Here is a 26,443-nt window from a genome sequence, read left to right as displayed (position 1 = left end):
TTTGTTGATCGTGATTTTCTGTTGGCGTAGCCCGCCGTAGGCATCATAAAGAATGACGTTCATAGGCAATATCACGTATTAGGGCTAGCCGAGATTGAATATAGTGATTGAGAAAATCAGTTTCGTTAGAATCTAACAACACTTGCGTTTCGGTTTGTTTCACTAACCACTGCACCAAACTAGCATCATCCAGTTGCAAGAGGAGCTTGGCTTGAGCGGTTTCAACCACTGACCAAAGCTGACGCATAATTGTAGAAGTCATCAAACCTCAATTCAATAATTGGCTTAACTGTCTTCAGATTACACAATTGCGATCGCAGTTTACGACATGAAGTAGAAGTTGAAACAAGTATTATTAAAACTCAGTTTTTAATAATACTTCCGTTAATCTCCCATGAAATTAACACCTTTTGGCTGTCGATGGACTCACAAAATCATGTAAATCGACATCCCAAATGCTGATGTAAATAAAATCACATTCTTGGCGGATAATCTGACCTTTAACTGAGCCATTCTTGAAACTAAAATTATCCGACTGGCGCTCTTGTACCTGTTTTAGCCCCTGCTTAATTTTTTCAGTGGCTTGCCCATCTAACAATCCATTCAAGGTAGTCTGCATTACCTCCTGGTCTACCGATTGGGCAAAAGATACCTCAGTTTGACGTAGCACTTTAGAATTACGATCAAATAAGTAGCCAAGGTCAATTTTATCTGGCACAAGTTTGTAAACCACAGCACGGGTATTGCCCCATGAGCCTCTTAAATCTTGATTTGGTTTGCCGAGGGTAGCTTCTACGATGTTTCTTGCTGTACCTGTAGGGAATGCGGGAACGCTTTCTCTGCTAATAGTGGCAGCTAATTTACTGCGCGGTTTGTTCTGTGGTATGGAACGCGCTTCTGGTGTGGGAACTGTGTTGGTATTGCCCAGATTCGGCATCGCCTCCTTCTCTGGTTCTGGCTCTGGTGTGGATACTACTACTGGTGCTGGAGTATCTAAAATTACAGGCTTCTTTTTTCGCTGTGGTCTGGATACAACTAGGGGCTTAAAGGTTGGTGAAGGATCGGGAATTACTGGCTGTTGTGGTCGTGAGGTCGGTACAACTAGAACTGGAGAAGTTTGGGAAGAAACAGGCGGTTCGGGAGATGGAGAAGTCGTGGGCAAAGATTCTGGTGATAGGGTGGGACTTGTGGCAATAGTTATCTCTGGTTGTTGCTGACGAGTGATGCTAGAAAATGCGATCGCACCAACCAAGCCGCCTACCAGCAAACTACCAACAATTACAGCAGGTTTTTGCCAGTTTCCCCCAGAGTTAGGCGGGGCGATACCTTCTCTGCGAGACGCTACGCCAACGGTGAGCTTTCCTACGGAACGCTGCGCGAACGCTAACGCAGAATTTTTTTGTGGGGAATATAATGGCTGAGTTTGCCGAGTCGGTGTAGCAGTGGGAGAATAAATGACTGTGGAAGTATTTGCAACTAACTCAGTCGGTGGTATATTAGTAGCAGACTGCAAGGCGTGTAACATTTTACTAGCAGTGCTGTAGCGATCGCCAGCATGAGGCTTAATTGCTTGATTGATTACCGCCGCAAATTCGGAAGAGACGTTAGGGGCGTACTGCTGCCAAATTATTTCCCCAGTTTTGGGATCAGTTAGTAGTTGTGGCGAATGTTTACCAGTCAGCAGATAAATCGCTGTTAAACCTAAGCTATAGATATCAGTGGCGTAAACTGGACGGCCAACAGCTTGTTCACTAGGCATATATCCAGGCGTACCAATGACGAGCGATCGTGTCGGGTATCCTGGAGAATTCCCTACTGAACGGATTGTTTCTTTGACTGCACCAAAATCAATCAAAACTGGCTTGCCATCACCAGAACGCAGAATGATGTTATCTGGCTTGATATCCCGGTGAATAATCCCTTTGCTGTGAACATAATCTAAGACTGAAAGCAGACTCAAGAGAATTTGCCGAACAGTAGTTTCACTCTCAAATCCTTTGGCTTCGACAATTTGTGTTAGGGTTTGGCCGTGAATCCATTCTTGGACAAGGTAAAATTGCCCGTTCTCAGAAAAGTAGGCGTAGAGTTTAGGAATTTGGTGACTACTTTCACCCAAATATTCCAACGTTGCTGCTTCCCGTTCAAACCGTTGTTGGATAAGTTGGTAGGTTTGCGGGTCATTATTGGTTATCGGTTTGAGTTGCTTGATCACACAGCGACGGCGAGAAGGCATATGGACATCTTCTGCTAGAAAGGTTTCGCCAAACCCACCAGCGCCGATTACCTGAATAACTTGATAACGATTGTTCAGCAGGGTTATTGTCATGAAAAATTACAAGCGTAGACACCGGAGACACTCCGCCTCTGGGCTTGTCGTTAGACATCGCCCTTTTCAAATGTACATCAGATGAGTGGATTCAGTTATCGAAAAATTGGGTCTAAAACCCCGTCCACTTCTCTACGAGACGCTGCGCGTAGCTTGCTTCCACGTACTCCTGCGGAGGACAAGCTACGCGGAGCGTCTCCTAGAGAAGTGGTACGACAAGCTCAGTGCATCGCTTATAGGACGGATTTTGGTATAAATGATGTTTTAGCTGTAGGGGCAATTCATGTAGCTTTAGCTGACCGCAGGGTATTGCCCCTACAGTGCGTGTAGTTTTGCGTAAGTCCTAAAATAAATTATCCAATATTGTCGCGGGGCAGCGTTCGACTGAGCGCTCACGCCGTTAGCGTAGCGTTCCGCAGGAAAGTCTTGCTCACCTTTGGTTAAGGGCGCTCGTGTCGCCCACCCCACAATCAGTAGTTGGATATGTTTTTATTTGTCAATCCCAAGCGCGATCGCTTTTTTGGATAGAGAAATTATTTAATACACGTCACCATAAAAACTCTATTTTCAACCCTTTTTTGCGGTGACATATACTTAAGTGAACTCTATAGTCTCAACAAACTCTAAAATACTCTCCTTGATGTCTTCAGCTTCTTCTTCAACAGAATCGGGAGTTTCGCCGTCAATGAAGCTGTGCTGACTACTAACTATATACAAAAATTCCCCACTGACAAAAGTGAGCAGCCCTCGGTAAGCGTCTAATCTGATCGCAGTTCCATTATTTTCTTGCTTAGAAATCGTGGAACCTTTGGGCATATCGATTAACACGTAGTAAGCGCCTCGCAAAATATCTTCCAGATATTCAGAATACTCCACAGAAGCATCTGGTACATTAGTAAAAATCGCTTGGGGTACATACTTGTCTACTAAGATTGTTTGTAAATATTCTTCTTGTCCAACAGACTCCAGTTCCTCTAACTGTTCCAAGGGGAAAGGATAATAATCGATTCTCAGCAAAGTACCGATGTCATCGGAAAAGCCAACTACTCCTTCCTGACTTTGAATTCTACCGCCCTGCTGCGGATCAACCGGAATTGTCACCGTAAAATTACCTAAAGGTGATTGATATATCTGTTCAGTAAAATCTTCTATGACTACTGTTTCATCTTCATCATCTGCATCTTCTTCCTCTTCTGCTTCTTTAAAGGCTGCAATTACCTCTTTGATGATTTCCTCTGCTTCTTCATCCTCAAGTTCCAAGGCTGCTTGTAGCTTTTTGAGATAGGCTTGTTTCGATTTGGGGATGGCGAGTTCATCGTCTAAAAGCACTATTACCCCGGCTGCAAAACCATCCAACACTAATTCATCTGAGAGAGATACTTTGGCGACATTAAACAAAGGCCCTATTCCCTCTTCTTCTGCAATGCCTATCAGTCTATCAACTATTTCTGTGATTTCATCTTCTGAGTATTCCTCGAAAACCTCGAATTCCCAAAGGATACCTGCTAAACTTTCTGCATCTACATCTTCAATGGATGAATCAGCGATCGCCGTGACAGTTGCGATCGCCGCCACCGCTTCCTCTGCACTTAGTGATTCCTCTGATGTCTTTGGTGAGTTAAAAACCTTGTCATATTTGGTCATAATTGCTACCTGAATTAATTGCTTAATAGTAATAACAGATTGAAAGTGACAATGGTCAGTTTACCTTACTCAGTGCTGAGTCAGGTAAAAGTACTCAGCACCTTTGATCAATTGAGCAAATCTTCTAGAGAAAAAGTTGGCTAATACGTGGTTTAATCAGTATTGCTCAGGTGCAACGGAACCTTGATGACTCTTTTAAAATCTGTTGTCAAATATACACTTAAACCCTAAATAGTCTCAATATTTACTGCAAGTTACTTTGACTAAATATTGTAAATTTTTGTTATAGCGTTAATAAATGCTATATTCCTTTATTTTTATCCTCTAGCAGATGAATTATATCTATCGATAGAATTATAAACTAGCTAGCGATAGATACCTACACCGTGGGACGGATGTCACAATACAAAAGTTTGTAGTGACAGACAATACTCAAAAGATTGTACTGTTGGTTCTACAAATAAATATGAATTACATGAAATTTTGAGTTTTTTTATGGTAAAAACCCCTCCATCTCAGTTTTCACCAGATCAATACAAAGTTGATTCTGCACAAGAAAAAGTAGACGCTATTATACAAACACCACCATCAGAAACTGAGATTGACCTAGAGTTTCTTTACACTAGAGATATTGAATTTCGTCAGGAAACGATTTATTTTCTTGTGGTCGATCGCTTTTATGATGGCGATCCAGATAACAGCGAAGGTGCAAACTCAGAACTCTACGATCCAACTAGACAAGAGTGGGGTAAGTATTGGGGTGGCGACTTGCAAGGTGTGATCGACAAATTGGACTATCTCAAAAACATGGGAGTGACAGCCCTTTGGCTAACTCCACTGTTCGAGCAGGTTGAAGAGTTATTTGTTGGCAATGCAGCGCTACATGGCTATTGGACAAAAGATTTTAAGCGGCTTAATCCTCGCTACATTGCTGACGGAGAAAACCCTTCTTTAAACGCTACCCAAGAAGAAAAAAATACGACCTTTGATCGGTTAATTGCGGAACTGCACAAACGGAATATGAAGTTGGTGCTAGATATTGTCTGCAACCATAGCAGCCCTGATACTAGTGGTAGTAAAGGCGAATTGTATGATGATGGTGTGAAAATTGCTGACTTCAATGATGATGTCAATAATTGGTATCACCACTATGGTGAGGTGCAGAACTGGGAAGACGATTGGCAAGTACAGAACTGTGAACTATCTGGTTTAGCAACCTTTAATGAAAACAATACCGAATATCGAGAGTATATTAAGTCAGCCATCAAACAATGGCTAGACCGGGGTGTGGATGCACTGCGGGTGGATACTGTCAAGCACATGCCTATCTGGTTTTGGCAAGAATTCACTGGCGAGATGACCAATCACAAACCAGATGTATTTATATTTGGTGAATGGATTTACAGTAATCCTAGTGACGATCGCTCTGTGGAATTTGTTAACCACTCAGGGATGACACTTCTAGATTTTGGCTTGTGCGTGGCAATTCGAGCCGCCCTAGCGCAAGGTTCAGAAAATGGATTCCAAACAATTCAATACATTTTTGACCAAGATTATCGCTATAAGGGGGCAACAGAGTTAGTCACCTTCATCGATAACCACGATATGTCCCGCTTCCAATCGCTGAACCCCGATCCAGCGATGTTGAAGCTAGCGATCGCCTTAATTATGACATCTCGCGGCATTCCCTGCATTTACTACGGCACAGAACAGTATCTACATAACGACACCGATGGCGGTAACGATCCCTATAACCGTCCGATGATGGAAAGTTGGGATACTGAGAGTGAGATTTATCGTTGCATCAGGCTGCTGTCTGGCTTACGGCGACTGAATCCAGCCGTGTCAATGGGTAGCCATTGGTCAAAATATCTCACCCCTGACATTTACTGTTATGTGCGCCGTTATCGTGACTCTTTGTGTTTTGTAGCTTTAAACCGGGGAGGAGAAGTTACCTTACCAGAAGTAGAAACAGAATTACCCGATGGCGAACATACCTGCGTGGTGACTCGCAACAAGTATGAAGTAAAAGACGGCAAGATTTATAACCTAGTATTAGAAGAACGGGGAGTGCTTGTTTTCAGCCACGTTGGGGAAAGGATAAAAGGACAGACAATTGTCCGCGTCCAACTGACTGGTGTGGATACTAAACCCGGTGAAATCATTGTGGTGACAGGAGATTGCCCAGAGTTGGGTAACTGGGATATTAATAAAGCATATCCTTTAGAGTACATCAACTTAAATACCTGGTCTGCTGAGATTCCCTTTGATGAAAGTGCTGGTAAGCTGATTGCTTATAAATATGCCATGTGGCGGGAAGGGCGATCGCCTCTGCGGGAAAATCTCGTAAATCGCCGTTGGGTGATTGCCAAAGAAGGTACCGTTAAATGGCGTGACACCTGGGCGTCGGGAAGAGAATCTTAGAAATTTCAGATAAACATGGAAGTGTGAAGTAGCAAAATTTTCATCCTTCGCATTTCATTGTTTGTGAATTGATAGCCCTTAAACATAGCAATCCTATTTGATTTCGTTCAAATTACAAGACTCAGATCCCCGACTTCTTAAAGAAGTCGGGGATCTCGTTGTTTACGAATGATTAAGTAAGGGTATACATTTTAGCTTACAGTGATCTAGATCACACCATTTTGGGAGTGAGAATAGATAGTATCAAGCAGATAAATACCTAATAGCTGTCAAAAAGAGGAGCTAAAAGATAAATGGTAATGCTCGAACTCTTACTAAAAAATCAATTAAGTGCTCCTAAAAAACTAGAATTTAAAAATGAAATTTTGGCACGGGTTCAAGGACGAAACCCAGAAGCTTTAAATACCGAAATAAATTTTTATAAAACTGAGTTACTTCCCTATTTTATCAAATTGAGCCAACGGAATCCTGTTTTCAGTGTTACAGAGCAATTACGACTTTTAGTAGGTATTTGGACACCAATCTGGTCTACCATATCGTTTCATGAGAGTTTACCGAAAAGAATACAAGATCAGTGCTTCCAAATTTTCCAACAAGATGGTTACTGTGCCAGTGTAGCTCGTTATCTACTAGGAAAAGAGTCATCTTTATCCGATAATGTTCAATCAAAATTACCAGCTTATGATTTCATGGTAATTCAGAAATATGAAGTTAAAAATGGGAAATGGTATCTTGAAAACATTGATCGATTTCAGGCTTTTAAAAATAGAGAAGTTCCTCTAACTTTAGAATCAGTCTATAACTGGTTTACTAATGTAGTTAACACTAAAGTCAAACCGAATGCGTCAAAAGCTCTCAACTTAGAAAATCTAGAGATAAATCATGTTAATGAATTTAAAAAAACATACTTAGCAACTTCTCAAGTATTTGAGCATTTATATATAGATAATGACTGGCGACTTGTGAAAACTCAAGCAGATGTCTCACATCTACCTAGTTACACAATTGCTGTGAGGAGGTAATAATTGTAAGATGTCTAGTACAGCATTGCATTGGGCGAAAATATGAGAAATGTCGCTGAAAGCAGAGGGGATAACTGTTGATGAGTAAAGCAACACTCTACAATCAGGACTTTCTACTGTGGACACAACAACAGGCTGAGTGCCTGAAGAAAGGACGCTGGGCTGAGTTAGACGTTGAACATTTGGTAGAGGAACTAGAGACTTTGGGTCGGAGTGAACAAAAGGAACTTGGAAGTTATTTGCAGGTGCTTTTAATGCATTTACTCAAATGTCAATATCAACCAGAGCGAAAAACCAAAAGTTGGGTTAACACAATTTCTAACAGCCGAAACCAAATTCAAGATTGTTTAGAAGATACTCCTAGTTTGCAGCGCTTTCTAGAAGACTGGGAGTGGATACAGAAATATTATCGCCGCGCCCGTAGAGATGCAGCAAATGAGACTCAAATACCAATAGAAACTTTTCCCCTTGAGTGTCCTTTTAGTACCGAACAACTTCTTAAATCAAGTTCGGATAATTAAGTTATGATTCCCACAGTCATTGCACCCCACCCTCAGCCCCTAAGAGCCGGCGGGGAGGGAGACAAAGTGTAGCTTTGCCGGGGTAGGGTTCTTTTATTATGGGTAATTTGGCGGACATGAGCTAATTAGGTCTTACGCACTATACAAAATAACCATCTTATGGATAAACGTAAATACGTTGTTTCAGGCTTTTATTAATCACTTTTGATTGGTTGCGATCGCTAAAATACAGCAGATTTAAAGTTAGTGGAGTACACCATCTAAGCCTCAAAGCTAGGCACAGAGCCTATTCTAATTCTGAATTCTGACGCCTCGGCGGAGCGTCTCCGGCTCCCCTCCTGAATTCGGAATTCTGCTGTATCATTGAAAAATCTAGCTATAAGCCTTGAAAACTATACCTGTTACTTTGGCTTCTCTGTCAATGCGTAAGTCCTAATTACTTGTTTAGTACTACCGCATCTTTGATTTGGAGACTGTGAATGCGTATAGTTTATTATTAAACACGCCTAGTCCGTAGTGGCTGTAGCCGGAGCCCCAATAGACCGTACCATTAACCACCGCGGCACCTGCAACCACTGACCCCCCGCTGTTAAAATCCCAGAGAATTTTACCAGTCTTTGCGTCCAATGCATACATGTTATTTGAGTCTTGCCCTGATGCCAGGGAGCCAGCATACACTACTCCATTCGCTACCGTCATTGGAGCCTGATCCTTCGCACCTGCTGGGTCCGCAATTTGCCAGATAATCTTGCCAGTCGCTGCGTCGAGCGCACTCCATGACCCACCTTTAGTAGTCTTACCCGATGGTTGTAGCTTGTACTCCTGGGATTGAGCGTTTGAGATGGCGACATAAATTTGTTGACCATCTGTGGCTGAACCCCACTGGATTCCACCCGTTGTGCCACCAGGGCCAACGATTTGGCTCCAGACGACTTGACCGTTATCCCGGTCAAGCGCCCAAAAGACGCCGCTCTTTTGCCCAGCGCCGATTAAGTCGCGCCGTTGTCCAGCATTTTTAACGGTAAAGAGCATCGGACCCTGGGCGAAATCATAATCCTCTCCTTTGGGGTCAGGGCAATTGCGCGCCAGGCCAAACTGGCAGGCAACATTCCACGTATCGTACCCCTCCAGCTTATTCGACCACTTAATCGCGCCGGTATCGAGATCAAGTGCCATGATCGCGTCAATATAATTGTTGGGATCGAGGCATTTCGACTGATCGCTCGGCGTTGGCGAAGAGAGCTTGGCGATGCAATCTTTTGCCGTCTGGGGCACCTCGTAGTTATTGCCTGTTGCAATATATACTGACTTTCGCTTGGGGTCGATTGCTGGTGTACTCCCCCACACTCCTACGCCTGAGTAGCCACCCGGTTGGCCACCGTTGTCCGGTACGGTGTAGGTCTTCCACAATATCTTTCCGGTGGTCAAATCGACTGATGCCATGCTGCCACGGAAGGTGCAGCATTTGTAATTTGGATTTACGAAAGGGTCTCCCTCCTCCAGTGAGGCAACCCCAACGTATACACGGTTGCGATAAATCGCTGGCGATTGAGTGATGACGGCCTTTGGATGAGAGTCAAGTTTTGTCTTCCAGATTAGCTTGCCCGTATCTTTGTTAATTGCCATCAGGTAGGCACCACCCTGGCTGCCGATAATCACTTTGTTCCCTTTCACCGCTGGACTTGTGCGCGACATCGCTGTTGGGATAATTGAGTAAGGTGTGCCCGAACTCGCTTTTGGGATACTTGGGTCACTGATGTAGTTGGCGATAGTATTTGACCAAATCTGGGCACCCGTCTGTGCATCGATCTTGAACAAGTTTCCAGCCCAGTCAGGCAGGTATATAGCTCCATCTACAACCGCCGGTGTCGCTGATATCTCACCACCTGTAGTAAAAACCCATTTGGGGGACAAGGAAGCTACGTTCTCTGGTTTGAGATATCTCTCAGTCGCTTGATTGCGGGTATTCTTTAAGTTCTGACCACCCAACTTCCACTCGCCATCCCACTTCCACTCGCCATTCCACTTCCACTGGCTATCATTAGCACGACTAACAATCGTTGGCACGACCAGTATCAATGCCATTGTAACAACTCCAACTGCTCGAAGGCAAAACGAATAACTTTTAGTCACCATTACCAAGTTCCACTACTACTTAAGACAATCTGTTATGGCTCTGTTATACTTTTGCTAAAAAAGCCATAATTGCTGATAGCCTACCATAAAGCAAGTAAGTAGATAACTGATATCTCGCACCTGGTGTACAGTGACAAATTAAATGGGTTCTATAGAACAACTTCTTAATCCTGACTTCCTCTAAGGAACGTGGATTACAGCTATTTTCAAGTAAATAGACTACGCAATAAGGGCATAGCATTGCTCATTAGTGTCAACTTAAGGGCAAACCCCTTTAAAACCTCGTTTCCAGCAAGAAGGCTATGGAAATGCAGATCAATTGAGGCTCTGCCGCCAGCAAGGGAGGCGGAGCCTCTAGAACGGCATTCCCAGTCGGAGACTGGGAACCAGACAATCTAAAAGCTAGTTATAGACTGGCTTTTACGTTAAGTTGACACGTATGATCATTGCTGTGCCCCTACGAAAGATGTGGTTCAAATACTTGAATTCTGCTATAAATAAAATGCAAAACTTCATCCTGTCTCTAGCTTCCCTCTCCTTTATAAGGAGAGGGATTGAGGGTGAGGTAAGCCAGAGTACTGAATGTTTATTATGAATGTCGTGATGTTCCTTATGAATGTCGTGATATTCATTATAAATATCGTGATGTTCATTATGAATGTCGTGATGTTCATTATGAATGTCGTGATGTTCATTATGAATGTCGTGATATTCATTATGAATGTCGTGATGTTCATTATGAATGTCGTGATGTTCATTATGAATGTCGTGATGTTCCTTATGAATGTCGTGATGTTCGTTAATACAGCTTCTCCATTCAGGGTGATGCCTCCTGAAGTGGTGACAACTGGTGATTGGTAAATAGTTCCCAGTAAATGCTAGGGGCGATCGCGCAGTCCCTAAAATACCTCAAGAAAAATTTATGCTATGCAAAAGCCGTTCCTCTCCGTTAACGTGAATAATTCTTAATTGTTATTCACATAGCTTTGCATTTTATCGCCAAATATGAAATCATGCGACAAGATCAAAAATCTCAAATCGAATATGGGCAAAATATACTGACAGTTATACACTGACAAATTCAGTATAAACTTAAAAGGTAATATTTATGACTACAGTATCGACAAGTACTTTATCTCAATTTTCCAAAGAGCGATCGCTCATTCTCTGGTTTGATGAAGTTGGTATTGCTGATATCCCTGTAGTTGGTGGTAAAAATGCCTCATTAGGGGAAATGATTCAACAGCTAACGCCCAAAGGCATTAACGTTCCCACCGGATTTGCTACCACTGCTTACGCTTATCGTCATTTCATCCAATCAGCAGGCTTAGAACCAAAGCTACGCGAACTCTTTGCTGACTTGGATGTTGAAGATGTCAAAAATTTACGGGAACGAGGTAAAAAAGCGCGATCGCTATTAATCCACACCCCATTTTCTGTAGAATTGCGAGAGGCGATCTCTACAGCATACCATAGTCTTTCTGAACGATACAACGCAGAGACAGATGTTGCAGTTCGTTCTAGCGCCACTGCTGAAGACTTACCCGATGCGAGTTTTGCCGGACAGCAAGAAACTTACCTCAACGTTGTCGGTGTCGAAGGAGTTTTAGCAGCTTGTCATAAATGCTTTGCTTCCCTATTTACTGATCGCGCCATTTCTTATCGCCACACCAAGGGATTTGACCATTTTAGCATTGCCCTAGCTGTGGGCGTGCAAAAAATGGTGCGCTCTGACTTAGCAACCTCTGGGGTGATGTTCTCCATTGACACAGAAACCGGATTTAAGGATGCGGCACTGATTACAGCCGCCTACGGTTTAGGTGAAAATGTTGTCCAAGGGTCTGTAAATCCTGATGAATATTATGTTTTTAAACCAACTTTAAAAACTGGTTTCCGCCCAATCATCGATAAAAAATTGGGCAGTAAAGAACTGAAAATGATCTATGATGACGGCTCCAAATTTACAAAAAATGTGCCTGTTCTGGCTAGTGAAAGAGGTAAATTCGCCCTGAGTGATGAAGAGATTTTACAACTAGCAAATTGGGCGTGTTTAATTGAAGACCATTATTCGCAAGTCCACGGCATTTACACTCCAATGGATATCGAGTGGGCAAAAGATGGGATTACTAACCAACTTTTTATTGTGCAAGCGCGTCCCGAAACCGTCCAGTCGCAGAAGACGGGAAATGTGCTGCGGAGTTATCGGTTGTTATTGGAGACTGGGAACTGGGGACTAGGAACTGGAGAAAAAACTTCCCAATCCTCACTCCCGACTCCCGACTCCCCACTCCCCCTTATTACTGGGCGGGCGATTGGAGAAGCAATTAGTCAAGGAAAAGCACGCCTAATTTTAGATGTTCAGAAACTCGGACAGTTCCAAGCCGGGGAAGTTTTGGTGACAGAGAGAACTGACCCCGATTGGGAACCAATTATGAAACGCGCCAGTGCAATTGTCACCAACTCTGGGGGCAGAACGTGCCATGCAGCAATCATTGCACGAGAATTGGGTGTACCTGCGATCGTGGGATGTGGCAATGCTACAGAAATTTTAAAACCTGGTCAAGAGGTAACAATTTCTTGCGCTGAAGGCGAAGAAGGAAAAGTTTATGCAGGCTTATTACCTTTTGAAGTTCAAGAAGTTCCTTTAGAGAACTTACCGCGTACTCGCACTCAAATTTTAATGAATGTGGGTAATCCTCAAGAAGCATTAAGTTTATCGGCAATTCCCAACGATGGCGTAGGTTTAGCGCGGACAGAATTTATCATCGCTAACCAAATCCAAATTCATCCAATGGCGTTGATTCACTATGATTTGTTAAAAGATGAATTTGTGAAAGCTAAAATTGCTGACATTACTGCACTTTACGACGATAAAGCCCAATATTTTGTAGATAAATTAGCCCAAGGCATAGGTAGAATTGCGGCGGCATTTTATCCTAAACCAGTGATTGTCCGAACGTCAGATTTCAAAAGTAATGAATATGCTAATTTGTTAGGTGGGCGACAGTTTGAACCCCATGAAGAAAACCCAATGCTGGGTTGGCGAGGGGCGGCGCGTTACTATGATCAAGGTTATAGAGAAGCTTTTGCCCTAGAATGTGATGCCATCAAACGGGTACGGGAAGAAATGGGTTTAACGAATGTGATCCCGATGATTCCCTTTTGTCGCACTCCCGATGAAGGGCGTTTAGTTTTGGCAGAGATGGCAAAAAATGGTTTAAAGCAAGGTGTTAACGATTTGCAGGTTTATGTGATGTGCGAGTTACCCAGTAATGTTATTCTGGCTGAGGAATTTGCTGAGGTATTTGATGGTTTCTCCATTGGTTCCAACGATCTAACTCAGCTGACACTAGGGATAGATAGAGATTCGGCGTTGGTAGCGCGGTTATTTGATGAGCGCAGTCCAGCCGTCAAGCGAATGGTGAAAATGGCCATAGAAGCAGCGAAAAAATGCGATCGCAAAATCGGCATTTGTGGACAAGCACCCAGCGACTATCCAGAATTTGCTCAGTTTTTGGTTGAACAAGGAATTGACTCAATTAGTCTGAATCCAGATTCGGTTTTAAAGACGATGCTGGAAGTGGCAAAAGTTGAGGGTAATTCGTAATTCGTAATTCGTAATTCGTAATTCGTAATTCGAGTAATTTATGCCAGCTAAAGACCGTTACCACGAAAACTTGAAGAATGCCTTAATTAAAGATGGCTGGACGATTACCGACGATCCCTTTCATCTAAAGTGGGGAAAAAAGGATCTGTACGTGGATTTGGCAGCCGAAAAGTTACTCATAGCAGAAAAAGGAACGCAGAAAATTGCTGTTGAAATCAAGACTTTTAGTGGTGACTCGGAAGTAGCAGACCTCGAACAGGCAATTGGTCAGTACTTTACTTACCTTGCTGTCATGTCCCGCAATTATCCAGATAGGGCTTTGTATATTGCTGTTCATGAGGATATTTTTACTGACATTTTTGAGGAGGAGCCGCTTGGTAAACTTATATTGGAAGATTACAAAATTCCTCTGCTCGTTTTCAATCCAAAGCGGGAGGTTATAGTCCGATGGATACTCTGGAACAATACAGACAGATAATTTGCAGCATTCTTACTGAACACACGAAAATTCCTTACTCTTACGGTAATATTCAGCATGAAACTATTTTTGATAAAGAACAGAATCGATATTTGGTGATGATTCTTGGTAGAGAATCGGTGCCTGAACTTTCTGTGACTGCAACACGTCGCGTTCACGGCTGTCTGATTCACATTGATATTATTGATGGCAAAATTTGGATTCAACGTGATGGTACTGAAGAGGGGCTAGCAATGGAACTAGTTAGGGCTGGTGTGGCGAAGGATCGGATTGTATTGGGATTTCGGTCTGAGGAACTGAGAGAAAATTCAGAATTTGCTGTTGCATAGTAGAGAATGGGGAGTGGGGAGTAGGCTTGCCGTGAGCGTAGCCGAACGGGAGTAGGGAGTAGGGGAAGAAGAATTATTAAGGAAGTATCTCAGTTTTGCAAATATACCAGATAAAAAACAAGATTCTTGCTCCCTCTCCTTACCAAGGAGAGGGTTGGGGTAAGGTTTTACAAGGCTTTTTACACTCATTGAGATGCTCCCATTATTAATCAATGCCCAATGCCCAATACTTCTCTACGAGAGGCTGTGCCAACGACTTCTCTATGAGACGCTACGCGAACGCTCAGTACAAGTGCCCAATGACCAATGACCAATGCCCAATGACAAATGACAAATGACTAAAAAGTGGTTTCAAATTGGGATAGTGTGTGTATTTCTTCTCTCACTTGCCTTACGGTTTTGGGGATTGGAGCGATTCAACACTCTGGTATTTGATGAAGTTTACTTTGCTAAATTCGGTAATAATTATCTCACGCATACGCCATTTTTTAATGCTCATCCGCCGCTAAGTCAATATATTATTGGTATCGGCATTTGGATTGGTAGTCACATTCCTTTTTGGCACGATACGGTCAATGGGTTGACAGGTTCATTGCGATCGCCTTGGACTTATCGGTGGTTAAATGCCCTCACCGGCTCATTTATCCCTTTAGTTGTGGCTGCGATCGCTTATCAATTGAGTTATCGCCGTAGCTTTGCACTGCTTGCAGGTTTGTTCACAGCTTGTGATGGCATTTTTCTAGTTGAATCTCGCTATGCTTTAAGTAATATTTATATCGTCATCTTTGGTTTGTTAGGACACTGGTTTTTATTATTGGCATTAGATAACCAAAATCGGCGGCGTTGTTTTTGGTTAGTTTTTGCTGGCATTACTTTTGGTGCATCAGTCGGTACTAAGTGGAATGGTTTATGGTTCCTGTCAGGTGCTTATCTGATTTGGATAACAGCTTGGGTAATTCATTTGATCGATTCTTTTCCTAATCCAAAACTATTTTTTACATCCCCCTCATTGAAGGAGGCAGAAGTTAGTACTTATTCTCCCTCATCTCAGACACCGCTACAAAACCTAACTCAGATCAACGTTTTCCAGATGTTATTTTATCTAGGAATTATCCCAGCTTTTATCTACAGTATCATCTGGATTCCTCACCTTCAACTAGATAAAAGGTATGGATTTATTGCAGTACATCAGCAAATTTTGAAATTTCACTTGCAGCTAGGTGGCAATAGTCCTAATGTGCATCCTTATTGTGCTGCCTGGTATAAATGGCCTTTGATGACTCGACCAATGGCATATTATTATCAAACGGCTGAAAGTATCACCGAACCGTTACCTGTGATGGGGCCGCCTTTGCCTGCTGGTGCTGGAAAAGTTATTTATGATGTCCATGCAATGGGTAATCCATTTTTATGGTGGTTTGGTATTGCGGCAATGTTGTTCTTAGTAGGAATGCTGGTGTCACAAGTAGTGATTTTTTGGGTGAAGGAAAAGCGTTTTTCTGGAAGAGCCACTCTTAGTGTTGATACTTGGATTGCCTTGTATTTAGTTATCAATTATGTTGCTAACTTATTACCTTGGGTAGAGGTGACGAGGTGCGCTTTTATCTACCATTATCTGTGTGCAGTGGTGTTTGTATTTTTAGCGATCGCTTGGTTTGTTGATCAGTGTCTTCGCAGTTATTATCAACAACTCCGGGCAGTAGGTGTCACCATTACTTTTATCATTCTGGCTGCTTTTATCTTCTGGATGCCCATTTATTTGGGTTTACCCCTCTCCCCTAACGGTTATAAGCTGCGAATGTGGTTTAACTCTTGGATTTAGATTAAATAAGGGGCATGGGAATAATAATAACTCCTAACCCCTGTACAGACGCGATTAATCGCGTCTCCCCAAAGTACAGACGCGATTAATCGCGTCTGTGCAAACTCCTAACTAATTTCTAAACTTAACATAAATATATACAGATTTGTTTAATTTCATCGGTTTCACATTTCTTATTACTATGTAGCTTTATTTACTGTTAAACTGTTAAAAGCGCAAGCAGACGAAAGTAAGGCTGCAAAACGCAACACTAGGGCATAGTGAATTAGATACTAAGTAAAAATAATGAATGAGAACTTATAAAATTTTTAACATTTATCATTCTCTGTTATTATAAATACTTAGTTTTGATGCTCCCGAATAATAGAGGAGGATCGTCATCAAAATGAACTTAGAATTGCCAGATATTAATTTAATCAGCCTGAACGAGGCATCGATTCATCTTTCTAGTCAAATTCAGCCTCATGGTGTCCTGTTAGTCTTGGAGGAGCCGGAGCTAAAAATATTACAAGTTAGCACTAATACATTAAATATTTTCGGAATCACTCTCGAAAATGTGTTGCAAAAAAAACTAGAAGATTTACTTGACCCATTCCAAATACAGATAATTAAAACAGGGCTATCCGGGACAAATCTTGATTTCATCAATTCCACCAAAGTTTGGGTGCACAAAAAAGGTGATGATTACATAGTATTTGATGCAGTATTTCACCGCAATCAAGAGAAATTTTTAATTATGGAATTAGAACCTGCTATTACTCAGGAAAATATTCCATTTTTAAAGTTTTATCATCTAGCTAGAGCCTCCATAAATCAGCTAGAAAAAGTATCAAACTTCCGTGATTTTTGTCAAATTATCGTTCAAGAAATTCAGAAAATAACGGAATTTGACAGGGTAATGCTATATAAATTTGATGATGATGAACATGGTTCTGTTGTCGCTGAAGAAAAACTAGAAAGCCTAGAACCATACTTTGGACTGCATTACCCAGCATCAGATATTCCCGAACCAGCCAGAAAATTATTTGCTAGCAATTCGATCAGAATCATACCGGATTCTTCTTCTGAGCCAGTAAAAGTTTTTCCTGTGAATAATCCAATTAGCGATCGCCCAATTGATTTAACCAACTCTATACTCAGAAGTGCTGCTCCCTGTCATATAGAGTACTTGCATAATATGGGTGTTGCTGCATCACTTACGATCTCTTTAATTAAAGACCAAAAACTCTGGGGGCTAATTGCTTGCCATCATCAGTCTCCTAAATATATTTCCTACGAATTGCGTAAAGCTTGCGAATTTTTGGGGCGATTAATATTTACCGAAATCTCAGCGAGAGAAGAGACAGAAGACCACGATCGCCGGATAAATTTGACATATATTCAATCCAGACTGATTGAATATATGTCTCAAGAGGAAAACTTTATTGATGGTTTAGTTAAAAACGCACAAAATCTTCTAGATTTGGCTAGCGCTCAAGGTGCAGCCGTGTGTTTTGGAGGAAATTGTCGGGTAGTTGGTGAAACGCCAAAAGAAGAAGACCTGAATTATTTAGTCCAATGGCTCAAGAATAACGTTGAGGAAGAAGTATTTTATACAGATTCTTTGCCGCAGATTTATCCAGATGCCGAAAGTTTTAAAAACGTCGCTAGCGGTTTATTAGCTATTCCCATCGCCAAGCGGAATTATGTTTTGTGGTTTCGGCCAGAAGTAATTCAAACTGTAAATTGGGGTGGCGATCCTAATCAGGCGTTTGAAGTTAGCCAGTCAGAAGGAAATATCCATTTATGTCCACGCAAATCATTTGAACTATGGAAAGAAACCGTCCACTTAACATCTTTACCTTGGAAAGATATAGAAGTTAAAGCAGCATTGGAACTGCGGAAAGCAATTGTGAATATTGTGCTGCGTCAAGCCGATGAACTTGCCCAGTTAGCGCAGGATTTAGAACGTTCTAACGCAGACCTGAAAAAGTTTGCCTATGTCGCTTCCCATGACTTGCAAGAACCTCTTAATCAAGTTGTGAATTACGTGCAGCTGTTGCAGATGCGCTATGGCGAACAACTCGACGAAGAAGCCCGCGAGTTTATCAGCTATGCTGTAGAGGGAGTTACCCTGATGCAGACTTTGATTGATGACGTGCTGGCATACTCGAAAGTGGATATGCAGGCGATCGCATTTCAAATGACTGAGGTAAAAACAGCTTTAGATCGGGGGCTGGGCAATTTACGTCAACGTATTAAGGAAACTGGGGCGACGATCACCCACGATCCCTTACCAACCGTGATGGCTGACAGCACCCAACTGATGCAGCTATTCCAAAACCTCATCGGTAACGCCCTTAAATTCCACAGTGACCAGCCCCCACAAATCCATGTGGGAGCAGAAAGGATAGAAGATGCATGGCTATTCTCAGTTCGGGATAATGGTATTGGCATTGACCCACAATTTAGCGATCGCATTTTCTTGATCTTTCAGCGCCTACATACACGGGATGAATATATCGGTACAGGTATGGGTTTAGCAATATGTAAGAAGATTATCGAATGCCACCGAGGGCGGATCTGGATAGAATCAAAACTGGGTGAAGGCGCAACCTTCTACTTTACGATTCCAGTTGGAGGACGTGAACTTGAGCGGAGAAAGGGGAGAAAAACACAAAATGATCTTTTTGATCGAGGACAATAAAGCCGACATTCGCTTAATTGAAGAAGCGTTTAAAAATAGTTCGGTGCCATACGAGGTGGTCAGTTCCAGGGATGGCATAGATGCTATGGCTTATTTACGTCAAGAAGGCGAATATGCTAATGTACCGCGCCCTGACCTCATCCTCCTAGATTTAAATTTGCCCAAGAAAGATGGTAGAGAAGTGCTAGCAGAAATTAAAACTGACCCAGTACTAAAACGTATTCCAGTCGTTGTGTTAACAACCTCAAAAAATGAGGATGACATTTTTGACTGTTACAACTTGCATGTGAATTGCTATATCACTAAATCCCGCAACCTTAACCAGCTATTCCAAATCGTCAAGAGTATTGAAGAATTTTGGCTTTGTACTGTGACGCTACCATTGGAGTAAAACCCGAAAATTATGGTTGTGAGCTACTCAGTAAAAATCTTGTTAATTGAGGATAACCTACCTTATGCTAGGTTGTTAGAAGAGTTTATGATGGAAGTCCAATCCCAAGAGTTTACTCTGGTTCATGTGAAGCGATTGGGGGAAGCACTTCAGGAACTGACTCAGTGTAATTATGATGTTATTTTGTTAGATTTAACTCTACCTGACAGCGAAGGATTGTTATCTCTGCCTCCGCTGATGGGTCAAGCCCCAAACATACCGATTGTTGTCCTAACCAATACAAATGACGAACAACTGGCAATTGAGGCAGTGCGGCAGGGGGCACAAGATTATCTAATGAAGCGCCAGATAAATCCAGATGTGTTGGTTCGCTCCCTGCGTTATGCGATCGAGCGCAAGCAACTTTTAGAATCATTACGCACGGTCAATGAAACGCTAGAAATCCAGGTTGAAGAACGAACTGCTGAACTTGTGAAAGCCAATGAAGTTAGCCAGTTCAAATCTGAATTTGTCTCAATGCTCTCCCATGACATCCGCAATCCCCTAAATATTATTCTCTTGGCTGCTGGATTGCTACAAAACTACGACGAAAAATTGACTAAAGAGAAAAAACTGAATCATTTGCAAATGATTCGCTCGGCAATTAAAAACATGGCGCAGCTATTAGATGAAGTTTCATTCATCGGTCAAGCTGATTCTGCTAAACTGGGGTGTGAACTCCTCTGCTTAGATTTAGAAGCTTTTTGCCGCCAACTCGTCGAAGAAGTTCGATTAATGGCAGAGGAGAAAAATGTGACTTTGGTATTCGCTAGTTTTGGGGAATTAGGCGAAGCACTATGGGATAAAAGTTTGCTGCGGCACATTTTGAGCAATTTACTTAGTAATGCTATTAAGTATTCACTATCGGGTGGCAGAGTGCGCTTTGAACTAATTGGTCAGGAAAAAACAGTAATTTTCCAAATTCAAGATTGGGGAATTGGCATTCCTCAAGAAGACCAAAAGCGACTGTTTCAGCCTTTCCAACGTGCAGACAATGTGGGACGCATTCCTGGTACTGGTTTGGGGCTAGCGATCGCTAAAAAGTGTGTGGAAGCACACGGAGGCGAAATTCTAGTTAATAGTCAAGTTGGAATAGGCACGACATTTACTGTCACCCTGCCTTTAATCAGAATAGAAAATAGTTTTTGACCAAGCATTTTCAGAAAATTTATTGATGATTATTCGGAATTTATAAACTTTATTTCCTAACATCTCTAGTCAGTATTTCTCACCCTTTCAAACAAAGCTCGATAAACAGGTTCACCTTTTTTTTGCGTACTTATTTCTCGTTCTGTAGGGACTGGTAGGGGATTTTCAGCCAACCATTCTTCTGTACCAATTTTCTCAAAAGCTGGATTTTCAGCAAAGCGATCGCGCATTTCCACGGCGACAAATTCCATATCTGATTGCAGAAATACAACGCAACCAACCGCCAGATAATTAGCTAATTCTGTCACTAGTTCTGGTTGGACTACACGACGTTTAGCATGGCGGGTTTTAAACCAAGGATCAGGGAATTGAATTGTCACGCGTTGTAAACTTCTTGGAGGGAGTGCAGATAAAAGTGAGTCGAGTGAGTTATTCACATTGCAAAATAAGTAGTGCAGGTTTGTTAAAGCCAACTCAGAACGTAATTTATTCGCTGCCACCACCAAAGGTTCCCGAATTTCTAAGCCGAGATAATTCCAGTTGGATTCTATCTGGGCCATATTCGCCAAAAACTGTCCTTTAGCACAGCCAATATCTAAATGTAGTGGTTGATTTGGCTTTGCATAAATGTTTTCCCAGTCAAGGGGACTTGCTGGTGTTTGATACTTTTTATTAAATGGATTAACATGCTGGCGGACTCGGACTGTTGCCAAAATTTGCTCTCCTTTACGTGAAAATATTCTGTAGTGTCACAAACCTTTCAAATTATACTTAATCAGGAAGCGTAGCTTGCCGCACTTCTCTACGAGAGGCTACGCCAACGGCAAGGCTACCTCTCTACGAGACGCTCCGCGTAGCTTGTCCTCCGCCAGGAGTACGACTGCGCTCGGCACAAGTCAGTGACCACCATAGGTCTTACCCTGAGCCTGTAGAAGCGCATCGCCTCATCGAAAAAAGCCACGAAAACGTTCTATAGGTAAGGATAGAAAAATTAGATTACAACCAGTAGAAGACAAGCTATTTTTCATATTGTTCTATTTCAGCTTTGATGTAACAGGGGTGTTATTTCACCTACACCACAGCCCTTCACATCATTCGATGCTAAAACCTTCTTTAGACACAAGTCTAATAAATAACGGTTATAAAAGTAAGAGCTTATAAAGCCAATTTAGATTGTTCTTTTAAATTTATCCTGTCATATTTCAAGTTAGGTAAATTTGCACTTAGCAAACTTGTAGTTCATTGCTCTGTTTAACTAGTTAATCTGCTATACACTGTGATTTATTATACCCTTTTTAACTAGATATTTGGGTTAGTTATCCAGGGAAAAAAAGCAATAATATATGTTAGGATTGTATCAAATTATGGCAATTATTCAAGAGCAATTTAGAATAATCTTGCGCTTTGTTGAATAAAAAAGCTAAAATCTACGATTTTGGGAGATTTTTAGGTTATGACAACCTCACAGGAGAGGATTATCCCGATAGACTTGCGAACCGAAATGTCGCAGTCTTATCTGGAATACGCCATGAGCGTGATAGTGGGTCGGGCGTTGCCAGATGCCAGGGATGGTCTAAAACCTGTGCATCGTCGCATTCTCTACGCAATGCACGAGCTAGGTCTGCTCCACGATCGCCCCTTTAAGAAATGCGCCCGTGTGGTCGGGGAAGTGTTGGGTAAATATCACCCCCACGGCGACACGGCAGTATATGATGCCTTGGTGCGGATGGCACAGGATTTTTCGATGCGATCGCCTTTAGTTAACGGGCATGGTAACTTTGGTTCGGTAGACAACGATCCGCCAGCCGCAATGCGATACACTGAATGCCGCTTGCAAGCTTTAACTAGCGCTGGCTTACTGCACGACATCGAATTGGAAACTGTAGACTTTGCCGATAACTTCGACGGTTCTCAACAAGAACCGACAGTCTTACCGGCACGGATTCCCCAGTTATTGCTCAACGGTTCCTCAGGAATTGCCGTGGGCATGGCCACCAACATTCCTCCCCATAATCTGGGCGAATTGATTGATGCTTTGGTGGCTGTAATCCACAATCCAGAAATCACCGATCTCGAATTAATGGAGTATGTCCACGGCCCAGACTTTCCGACTGGGGCGCAGATTTTGGGCACATCTGCGATTCGAGAAGCTTACACCACCGGGCGGGGTTCCATTACCATGCGTGGTGTAGCTAACATTGAAACCGTTGAACAGCGCGGACGCCCAGATAGAGAAGCAATTATCATCACCGAATTGCCCTATCAAACCAACAAAGCGGCGCTGATTGAAAAAATCGCCGAAATGGTGAACGAGAAGCGTCTAGAGGGCATCGCAGATATCCGGGATGAAAGCGATCGCGACGGGATGCGAATTGTAATCGAACTCAAGCGTGATGCTTATCCGCGCGTCGTTCTGAACAACCTCTACAAGCAAACGCCACTGCAAGCCAACTTTGGGGCGAATATGCTGGCGTTGGTGAATAGCGAACCTCAAGTACTCACCCTCAAGCAGTTCTTAAGCGTCTTCTTGGATTTCCGGATCGAATCCATTGCCAGACGCACCCGCTACGAACTGCGGAAAGCCGAAGAACGCGACCATCTCTTGCAAGGGTTATTAATTGCGCTGTCCCAGTTAGATCCGATTATTGTCTTGATTCGCCATGCACCAGATGCACCCACAGCTAAAGGCGAGTTGATCACAACTTACGGACTCTCCGAAGTGCAAGCAGATGCGATTTTACAAATGCAATTGCGGCGGTTGACTGCCTTAGAAGCAGATAAAATTCGTCTGGAACACGATGAATTGCAAACCAAAATTACCGACTTGCAAGATATTTTGGCACGTCGGGAGAGAGTGCTAGAAATCATTGAAACCGAAGTCGCGCAACTAAAAACTAGTTTTGCCACACCTCGCCGCACGGTAATTTTACCAGGGGAAGGGGAATTAGATGACCGTGACCTGATTGCCAATGAAAAAGCAATAATTCTGGTTACAGAGCAAGGCTACATCAAACGGATGCCAGTCAACACCTTTGAAGCGCAAAGCCGTGCTACTAGAGGTAAAGCCGCAGCTAAAGTAAAAGATGATGATACTGTTGAGCATTTCTTGACTTGCTGCGATCACGACAGTATTTTATTCTTTAGCCAGCGTGGTGTTGTTTACTGCCTGAGAGCGTATCAAATTCCAGTGAGTTCGCGTACCAGTCGCGGCACACCAATTGTTCAAATGCTACCGATTCCCAAAGAGGAGAAAATCACTTCGATTGTACCCGTTGACGAGTTTAGCAAAGAAGAATATTTGGTCATGCTCACCAAAGGCGGCAATATCAAGAAAACCGAATTGGCAGCGTTTAGTCACATTCGCGCCAATGGCTTGATTGCGATTTCCTTAGAAGAAGGCGACAAACTTCGTTGGGTACGGCGTGCGAAAGCAGAGGACAGTGTAATCATTGGTTCTCGTCACGGAATGGCGATTCATTTCCGGTGCAACCACGAACAATTGCGTCCTTTAAGTAGGGCGACTCGTGGGGTGAAAGCCATGAAACTCAAAAATAAAGATGAACTGGTGGGTATGGATATTCTCCCCGCAGCAATTCTTGCCACTTTGGATACAGAAATAGAAGTCGAAATTGAAGATATCGAAGCAGTCGAAACAATCGAAGCACTCGAAACAGAAGATATCGAAACTATCGAAACTATCGAAACTATCGAAATTAATGAAGAATCCCCAGAAGTTCCTAGCAACGGCAGTATTGGCCCTTGGGTATTAGTAATTACAATGGCAGGATATGGTAAACGCGTACCAGTTGCCCAGTTCCGCCTGCAAAATCGTGCTGGTCAGGGTTTAATGGCAACCAAGTTCAAAAACCGCAAAAACAAAGACAAGTTGGCAACCCTACGCATTGTGAACGATGATGACGATGAAATGATGATGGTGACAAATCGCGGTATTATCATCCGTCAAGCCTTGAATGCGATTTCTATCCAATCGCGATCGGCAACTGGAGTCAGAGTGCAGCGTTTAGATGAAGACGATGCAATTACCGGAGTGGCAATAGTTCCACCTGATGCTGTCGATGCAGAAGAAGCAGAGTAAAAAGCAGGGGGAGAGGTTAACTTCCTCACTCCCTTACTTGATTGCCTTAGCTAGCGGGATTTGGATGGGGCTAACCGTTGCCCCTGTCGGCGCATGGTTCCTAGCTTGGATTGCTCTAGCTCCCCTCTGGGTTTTAGTTGTTACTTCTAATTCAATCCAAAATCCAAGTTGCGCTGGAAGCGCACCAAAGGTGCGAACCAAAATCCAAAATGGCTTCCTCTGGGGTATCGCTTATCACGGTATCGCCCTATCTTGGATTACGGGAATTCATCCGATGACTTGGTTGGGCGTTCCGTGGTTGCCGAGTTTGGCAATCACCCTTTTTTGTTGGGGATTTATCAGTGTCTTGGGAGGAATATTTGTTGCTATTTGGGCGGGTGTGATGGTTCGCCTGGGTGGGCAAAAATCCTGGTTACGTATACTGATTGGTACAGCTTTATGGTGCGGCTTAGAGAGTCTATGGAGTGCTGGTCCTCTGTGGTGGAGTTCTCTGGCTTACACACAAAGTCCACATAACCTGGTGATTTTACACCTTGGCCAGCTCTCTGGGCCTAATACTGTGACAGCAGCGATCGCAGCCGTCAATGGTTTAATTGCGGAAGCGTGGATGAACCGCCCAGACGCAGAGGGCGCAGAGAGAATTTCCTCTGTGTTCTCTGCGCCTCTGTGGTTCGTTAATAAATATTTAGCTGCCGCCGCAGGATTATTAATTAGCTTACACCTGATTGGTTTTATCTTATATAGCCGTCCGATCGCTCAACCCCCAGAAACAGCCTTGAAAGTGGGGATTGTTCAGGGTAATATCCCGAACCGACTTTTACGAAGTTCGGAAGGGTTTCGCCGCGCCCAAGAAAACTATACCAGTGGGTATATAACTTTAGCAGATCAAGGTGTAGATGCAGTCCTTACCCCAGAAGGAGCCTTACCTATTTTCCAGCGTGATTTACTGGGAACTGCCTTAGTTGCAGCCGTGAAACTAAAAGGTGTAGTTGCTTGGATTGGGGCTTTTGGCGAACGGGGAGATAGTTATACAATTAGTTTGTTTACCTTCAACAGTAAAGGTGAAATTGTCAGCCGCTACGATAAAGCCAAACTAGTACCTCTGGGAGAATATATTCCTTTTGAAGGAATTTTAGGTGGAATAGTTCAGCGCTTGTCGCCTTTGGATGCACACCAAGTTCCCGGTTCAGCAAATCAGCTATTTGACACTCCTTTTGGTCGGGCGATCGCTAGTATATGTTATGAATCTGCTTTTCCTGAACAATTTCGCCGTCAAGCTACTATGGGTGGGCAATTTATCCTCAGTTCTTCAAACGATGCCCATTACACGGCATCCATGCCATTCCAGCATCATGCACAGGATATCATGCGGGCTATTGAAACTGATCGATGGTCAGCAAGGGCAACTAATACCGGATATTCAGCCTTTATAGATCCTCACGGCAGAACCTTGTGGATATCTGGATATAATACCTATGAAACTCATGCTGAAACAATTTATCGGCGACAGACAAAGACTCTATATGTGCGTTGGGGTGATTGGTTGACACCATTGTTGTTAGTATTCTCTGGAGGAGCTTGGCTAGTGATTCAACTTTGGGGTACAAATAAAATAAACAAAAACCTCACCCTGTCCTAACGGACATCCTTCTCCTTACTAAGGAGAGGGACTGGTTTTGCTACGCAAAACCAGGGTGAGGTTTCTTTGGACTATTCGATAAAGTCTAAGTTGATCCTTAACCTCATCACAAGTCGTCAGAATTCAGCATGAAT

17 protein-coding genes are annotated in these 26,443 nt (G+C 42.9%); 12 read left to right on the top strand and 5 right to left on the bottom strand.

Annotated features, from left to right (window positions below; genetic code table 11):
- Positions 1 to 43: 43 nt before the first annotated feature.
- The 3 genes from V7K15_RS11685 to V7K15_RS11675 all read right to left on the bottom strand — a co-directional run bounded on the left by V7K15_RS11685 (position 44) and on the right by V7K15_RS11675 (position 3,970).
- The gene (locus V7K15_RS11685; protein WP_334905665.1) at positions 44 to 262 is read right to left on the bottom strand and encodes a hypothetical protein; all 219 of its coding nucleotides are present in this window, start codon (positions 260 to 262) and stop codon (positions 44 to 46) included.
- A gap of 138 nt (positions 263 to 400) precedes the next feature.
- Entirely contained in the window at positions 401 to 2,326 is a 1,926-nt protein-coding gene (locus V7K15_RS11680) for a protein kinase domain-containing protein (protein WP_334905664.1), read from the bottom strand.
- Positions 2,327 to 2,920: 594 nt separating this feature from the next.
- Positions 2,921 to 3,970 carry a hypothetical protein gene (locus V7K15_RS11675; RefSeq protein WP_334905663.1) on the bottom strand — a complete coding sequence of 350 codons (1,050 nt, stop codon included), beginning with the start codon at positions 3,968 to 3,970 and terminating at the stop codon, positions 2,921 to 2,923.
- 495 nt (positions 3,971 to 4,465) lie between these two features.
- On the opposite strand from V7K15_RS11675, the gene V7K15_RS11670 reads away from it, so the two are divergent.
- From V7K15_RS11670 to V7K15_RS11660, 3 genes are all read left to right on the top strand, one after another.
- Positions 4,466 to 6,394, top strand: coding sequence for an alpha-amylase family glycosyl hydrolase (locus tag V7K15_RS11670; protein ID WP_334905662.1), 1,929 nt, complete (start codon positions 4,466 to 4,468; stop codon positions 6,392 to 6,394).
- A 293-nt stretch (positions 6,395 to 6,687) separates the two neighbouring features.
- On the top strand, positions 6,688 to 7,416 hold the full coding sequence (locus V7K15_RS11665; RefSeq protein WP_334905661.1) for a hypothetical protein: 729 nt from the start codon (positions 6,688 to 6,690) through the stop codon (positions 7,414 to 7,416).
- Positions 7,417 to 7,496: 80 nt separating this feature from the next.
- The gene (locus V7K15_RS11660) at positions 7,497 to 7,937 is read left to right on the top strand and encodes a DUF29 domain-containing protein (protein ID WP_334905660.1); all 441 of its coding nucleotides are present in this window, start codon (positions 7,497 to 7,499) and stop codon (positions 7,935 to 7,937) included.
- Positions 7,938 to 8,387: 450 nt separating this feature from the next.
- Here the strand turns inward: V7K15_RS11660 and V7K15_RS11655 are convergent, their stop codons facing one another.
- On the bottom strand, positions 8,388 to 10,022 hold the full coding sequence (locus tag V7K15_RS11655) for an outer membrane protein assembly factor BamB family protein (RefSeq protein ID WP_334905659.1): 1,635 nt from the start codon (positions 10,020 to 10,022) through the stop codon (positions 8,388 to 8,390).
- A gap of 1,159 nt (positions 10,023 to 11,181) precedes the next feature.
- Here V7K15_RS11655 and ppsA point away from each other — a divergent pair.
- From ppsA to V7K15_RS11620, 7 genes are all read left to right on the top strand, one after another.
- Complete coding sequence (gene ppsA / locus V7K15_RS11650) at positions 11,182 to 13,680, top strand: phosphoenolpyruvate synthase (protein ID WP_334905658.1); 2,499 nt, start codon at positions 11,182 to 11,184, stop codon at positions 13,678 to 13,680.
- A gap of 40 nt (positions 13,681 to 13,720) precedes the next feature.
- Positions 13,721 to 14,158: an element excision factor XisH family protein gene (locus V7K15_RS11645; protein WP_334905657.1), complete on the top strand. Its 438-nt coding sequence runs from the start codon at positions 13,721 to 13,723 to the stop codon at positions 14,156 to 14,158.
- Complete coding sequence (locus V7K15_RS11640; RefSeq protein WP_334905656.1) at positions 14,128 to 14,487, top strand: XisI protein; 360 nt, start codon at positions 14,128 to 14,130, stop codon at positions 14,485 to 14,487. Before V7K15_RS11645 ends, V7K15_RS11640 begins: the two co-directional genes overlap by 31 nt.
- A gap of 334 nt (positions 14,488 to 14,821) precedes the next feature.
- On the top strand, positions 14,822 to 16,309 hold the full coding sequence (locus V7K15_RS11635) for a dolichyl-phosphate-mannose--protein mannosyltransferase (protein ID WP_334905655.1): 1,488 nt from the start codon (positions 14,822 to 14,824) through the stop codon (positions 16,307 to 16,309).
- A 385-nt stretch (positions 16,310 to 16,694) separates the two neighbouring features.
- A complete protein-coding gene (locus V7K15_RS11630) occupies positions 16,695 to 18,995 on the top strand; it encodes an ATP-binding protein (protein WP_442949667.1) in 2,301 nt (766 codons plus the stop codon).
- Complete coding sequence (locus tag V7K15_RS11625; RefSeq protein WP_334905654.1) at positions 18,970 to 19,386, top strand: response regulator; 417 nt, start codon at positions 18,970 to 18,972, stop codon at positions 19,384 to 19,386. The genes V7K15_RS11630 and V7K15_RS11625 overlap by 26 nt, the downstream gene beginning before the upstream one ends.
- 12 nt (positions 19,387 to 19,398) lie before the next feature.
- A complete protein-coding gene (locus V7K15_RS11620; RefSeq protein WP_334905653.1) occupies positions 19,399 to 20,574 on the top strand; it encodes a hybrid sensor histidine kinase/response regulator in 1,176 nt (391 codons plus the stop codon).
- Between the two features lie 65 nt (positions 20,575 to 20,639).
- Here the strand turns inward: V7K15_RS11620 and trmB are convergent, their stop codons facing one another.
- Positions 20,640 to 21,287 carry a tRNA (guanosine(46)-N7)-methyltransferase TrmB gene (gene trmB / locus V7K15_RS11615; protein ID WP_334905652.1) on the bottom strand — a complete coding sequence of 216 codons (648 nt, stop codon included), beginning with the start codon at positions 21,285 to 21,287 and terminating at the stop codon, positions 20,640 to 20,642.
- A gap of 740 nt (positions 21,288 to 22,027) precedes the next feature.
- Here trmB and gyrA point away from each other — a divergent pair.
- Together gyrA and lnt are read left to right on the top strand one after the other, a co-directional pair.
- A complete protein-coding gene (gene gyrA / locus V7K15_RS11610; RefSeq protein WP_334905651.1) occupies positions 22,028 to 24,670 on the top strand; it encodes a DNA topoisomerase (ATP-hydrolyzing) subunit A in 2,643 nt (880 codons plus the stop codon).
- On the top strand, positions 24,651 to 26,309 hold the full coding sequence (lnt, locus tag V7K15_RS11605) for an apolipoprotein N-acyltransferase (RefSeq protein ID WP_334905650.1): 1,659 nt from the start codon (positions 24,651 to 24,653) through the stop codon (positions 26,307 to 26,309). The genes gyrA and lnt overlap by 20 nt, the downstream gene beginning before the upstream one ends.
- The last annotated feature ends 134 nt before the right edge of the window (positions 26,310 to 26,443 follow it).

The organism is Nostoc sp., from assembly GCF_036919815.1.
In the GTDB taxonomy this organism is placed as follows: domain Bacteria; phylum Cyanobacteriota; class Cyanobacteriia; order Cyanobacteriales; family Nostocaceae; genus Nostoc.
Note: the sequence above shows the minus strand (reverse complement) of the source record. Positions and strands in the feature narration are given on the sequence as shown.

Excerpts from the sequence above, each read along its gene's own strand:
- V7K15_RS11620 (WP_334905653.1), top strand. The coding sequence starts at position 19,399 with ATGGTTGTGAGCTACTCAGTAAAAATCTTGTTAATTGAGGATAACCTA.
- V7K15_RS11625 (WP_334905654.1), top strand. The coding sequence starts at position 18,970 with ATGATCTTTTTGATCGAGGACAATAAAGCCGACATTCGCTTAATTGAA.
- gyrA (WP_334905651.1), top strand. The coding sequence starts at position 22,028 with ATGACAACCTCACAGGAGAGGATTATCCCGATAGACTTGCGAACCGAA.
- ppsA (WP_334905658.1), top strand. The coding sequence starts at position 11,182 with ATGACTACAGTATCGACAAGTACTTTATCTCAATTTTCCAAAGAGCGA.
- V7K15_RS11685 (WP_334905665.1), bottom strand. The coding sequence starts at position 262 with ATGACTTCTACAATTATGCGTCAGCTTTGGTCAGTGGTTGAAACCGCT.
- V7K15_RS11675 (WP_334905663.1), bottom strand. The coding sequence starts at position 3,970 with ATGACCAAATATGACAAGGTTTTTAACTCACCAAAGACATCAGAGGAA.
- V7K15_RS11660 (WP_334905660.1), top strand. The coding sequence starts at position 7,497 with ATGAGTAAAGCAACACTCTACAATCAGGACTTTCTACTGTGGACACAA.
- lnt (WP_334905650.1), top strand. The coding sequence starts at position 24,651 with ATGCAGAAGAAGCAGAGTAAAAAGCAGGGGGAGAGGTTAACTTCCTCA.
- V7K15_RS11645 (WP_334905657.1), top strand. The coding sequence starts at position 13,721 with ATGCCAGCTAAAGACCGTTACCACGAAAACTTGAAGAATGCCTTAATT.
- V7K15_RS11635 (WP_334905655.1), top strand. The coding sequence starts at position 14,822 with ATGACTAAAAAGTGGTTTCAAATTGGGATAGTGTGTGTATTTCTTCTC.
- V7K15_RS11630 (WP_442949667.1), top strand. The coding sequence starts at position 16,695 with ATGAACTTAGAATTGCCAGATATTAATTTAATCAGCCTGAACGAGGCA.
- V7K15_RS11665 (WP_334905661.1), top strand. The coding sequence starts at position 6,688 with ATGGTAATGCTCGAACTCTTACTAAAAAATCAATTAAGTGCTCCTAAA.
- V7K15_RS11680 (WP_334905664.1), bottom strand. The coding sequence starts at position 2,326 with ATGACAATAACCCTGCTGAACAATCGTTATCAAGTTATTCAGGTAATC.
- V7K15_RS11655 (WP_334905659.1), bottom strand. The coding sequence starts at position 10,022 with ATGGCATTGATACTGGTCGTGCCAACGATTGTTAGTCGTGCTAATGAT.
- V7K15_RS11640 (WP_334905656.1), top strand. The coding sequence starts at position 14,128 with ATGGATACTCTGGAACAATACAGACAGATAATTTGCAGCATTCTTACT.
- V7K15_RS11670 (WP_334905662.1), top strand. The coding sequence starts at position 4,466 with ATGGTAAAAACCCCTCCATCTCAGTTTTCACCAGATCAATACAAAGTT.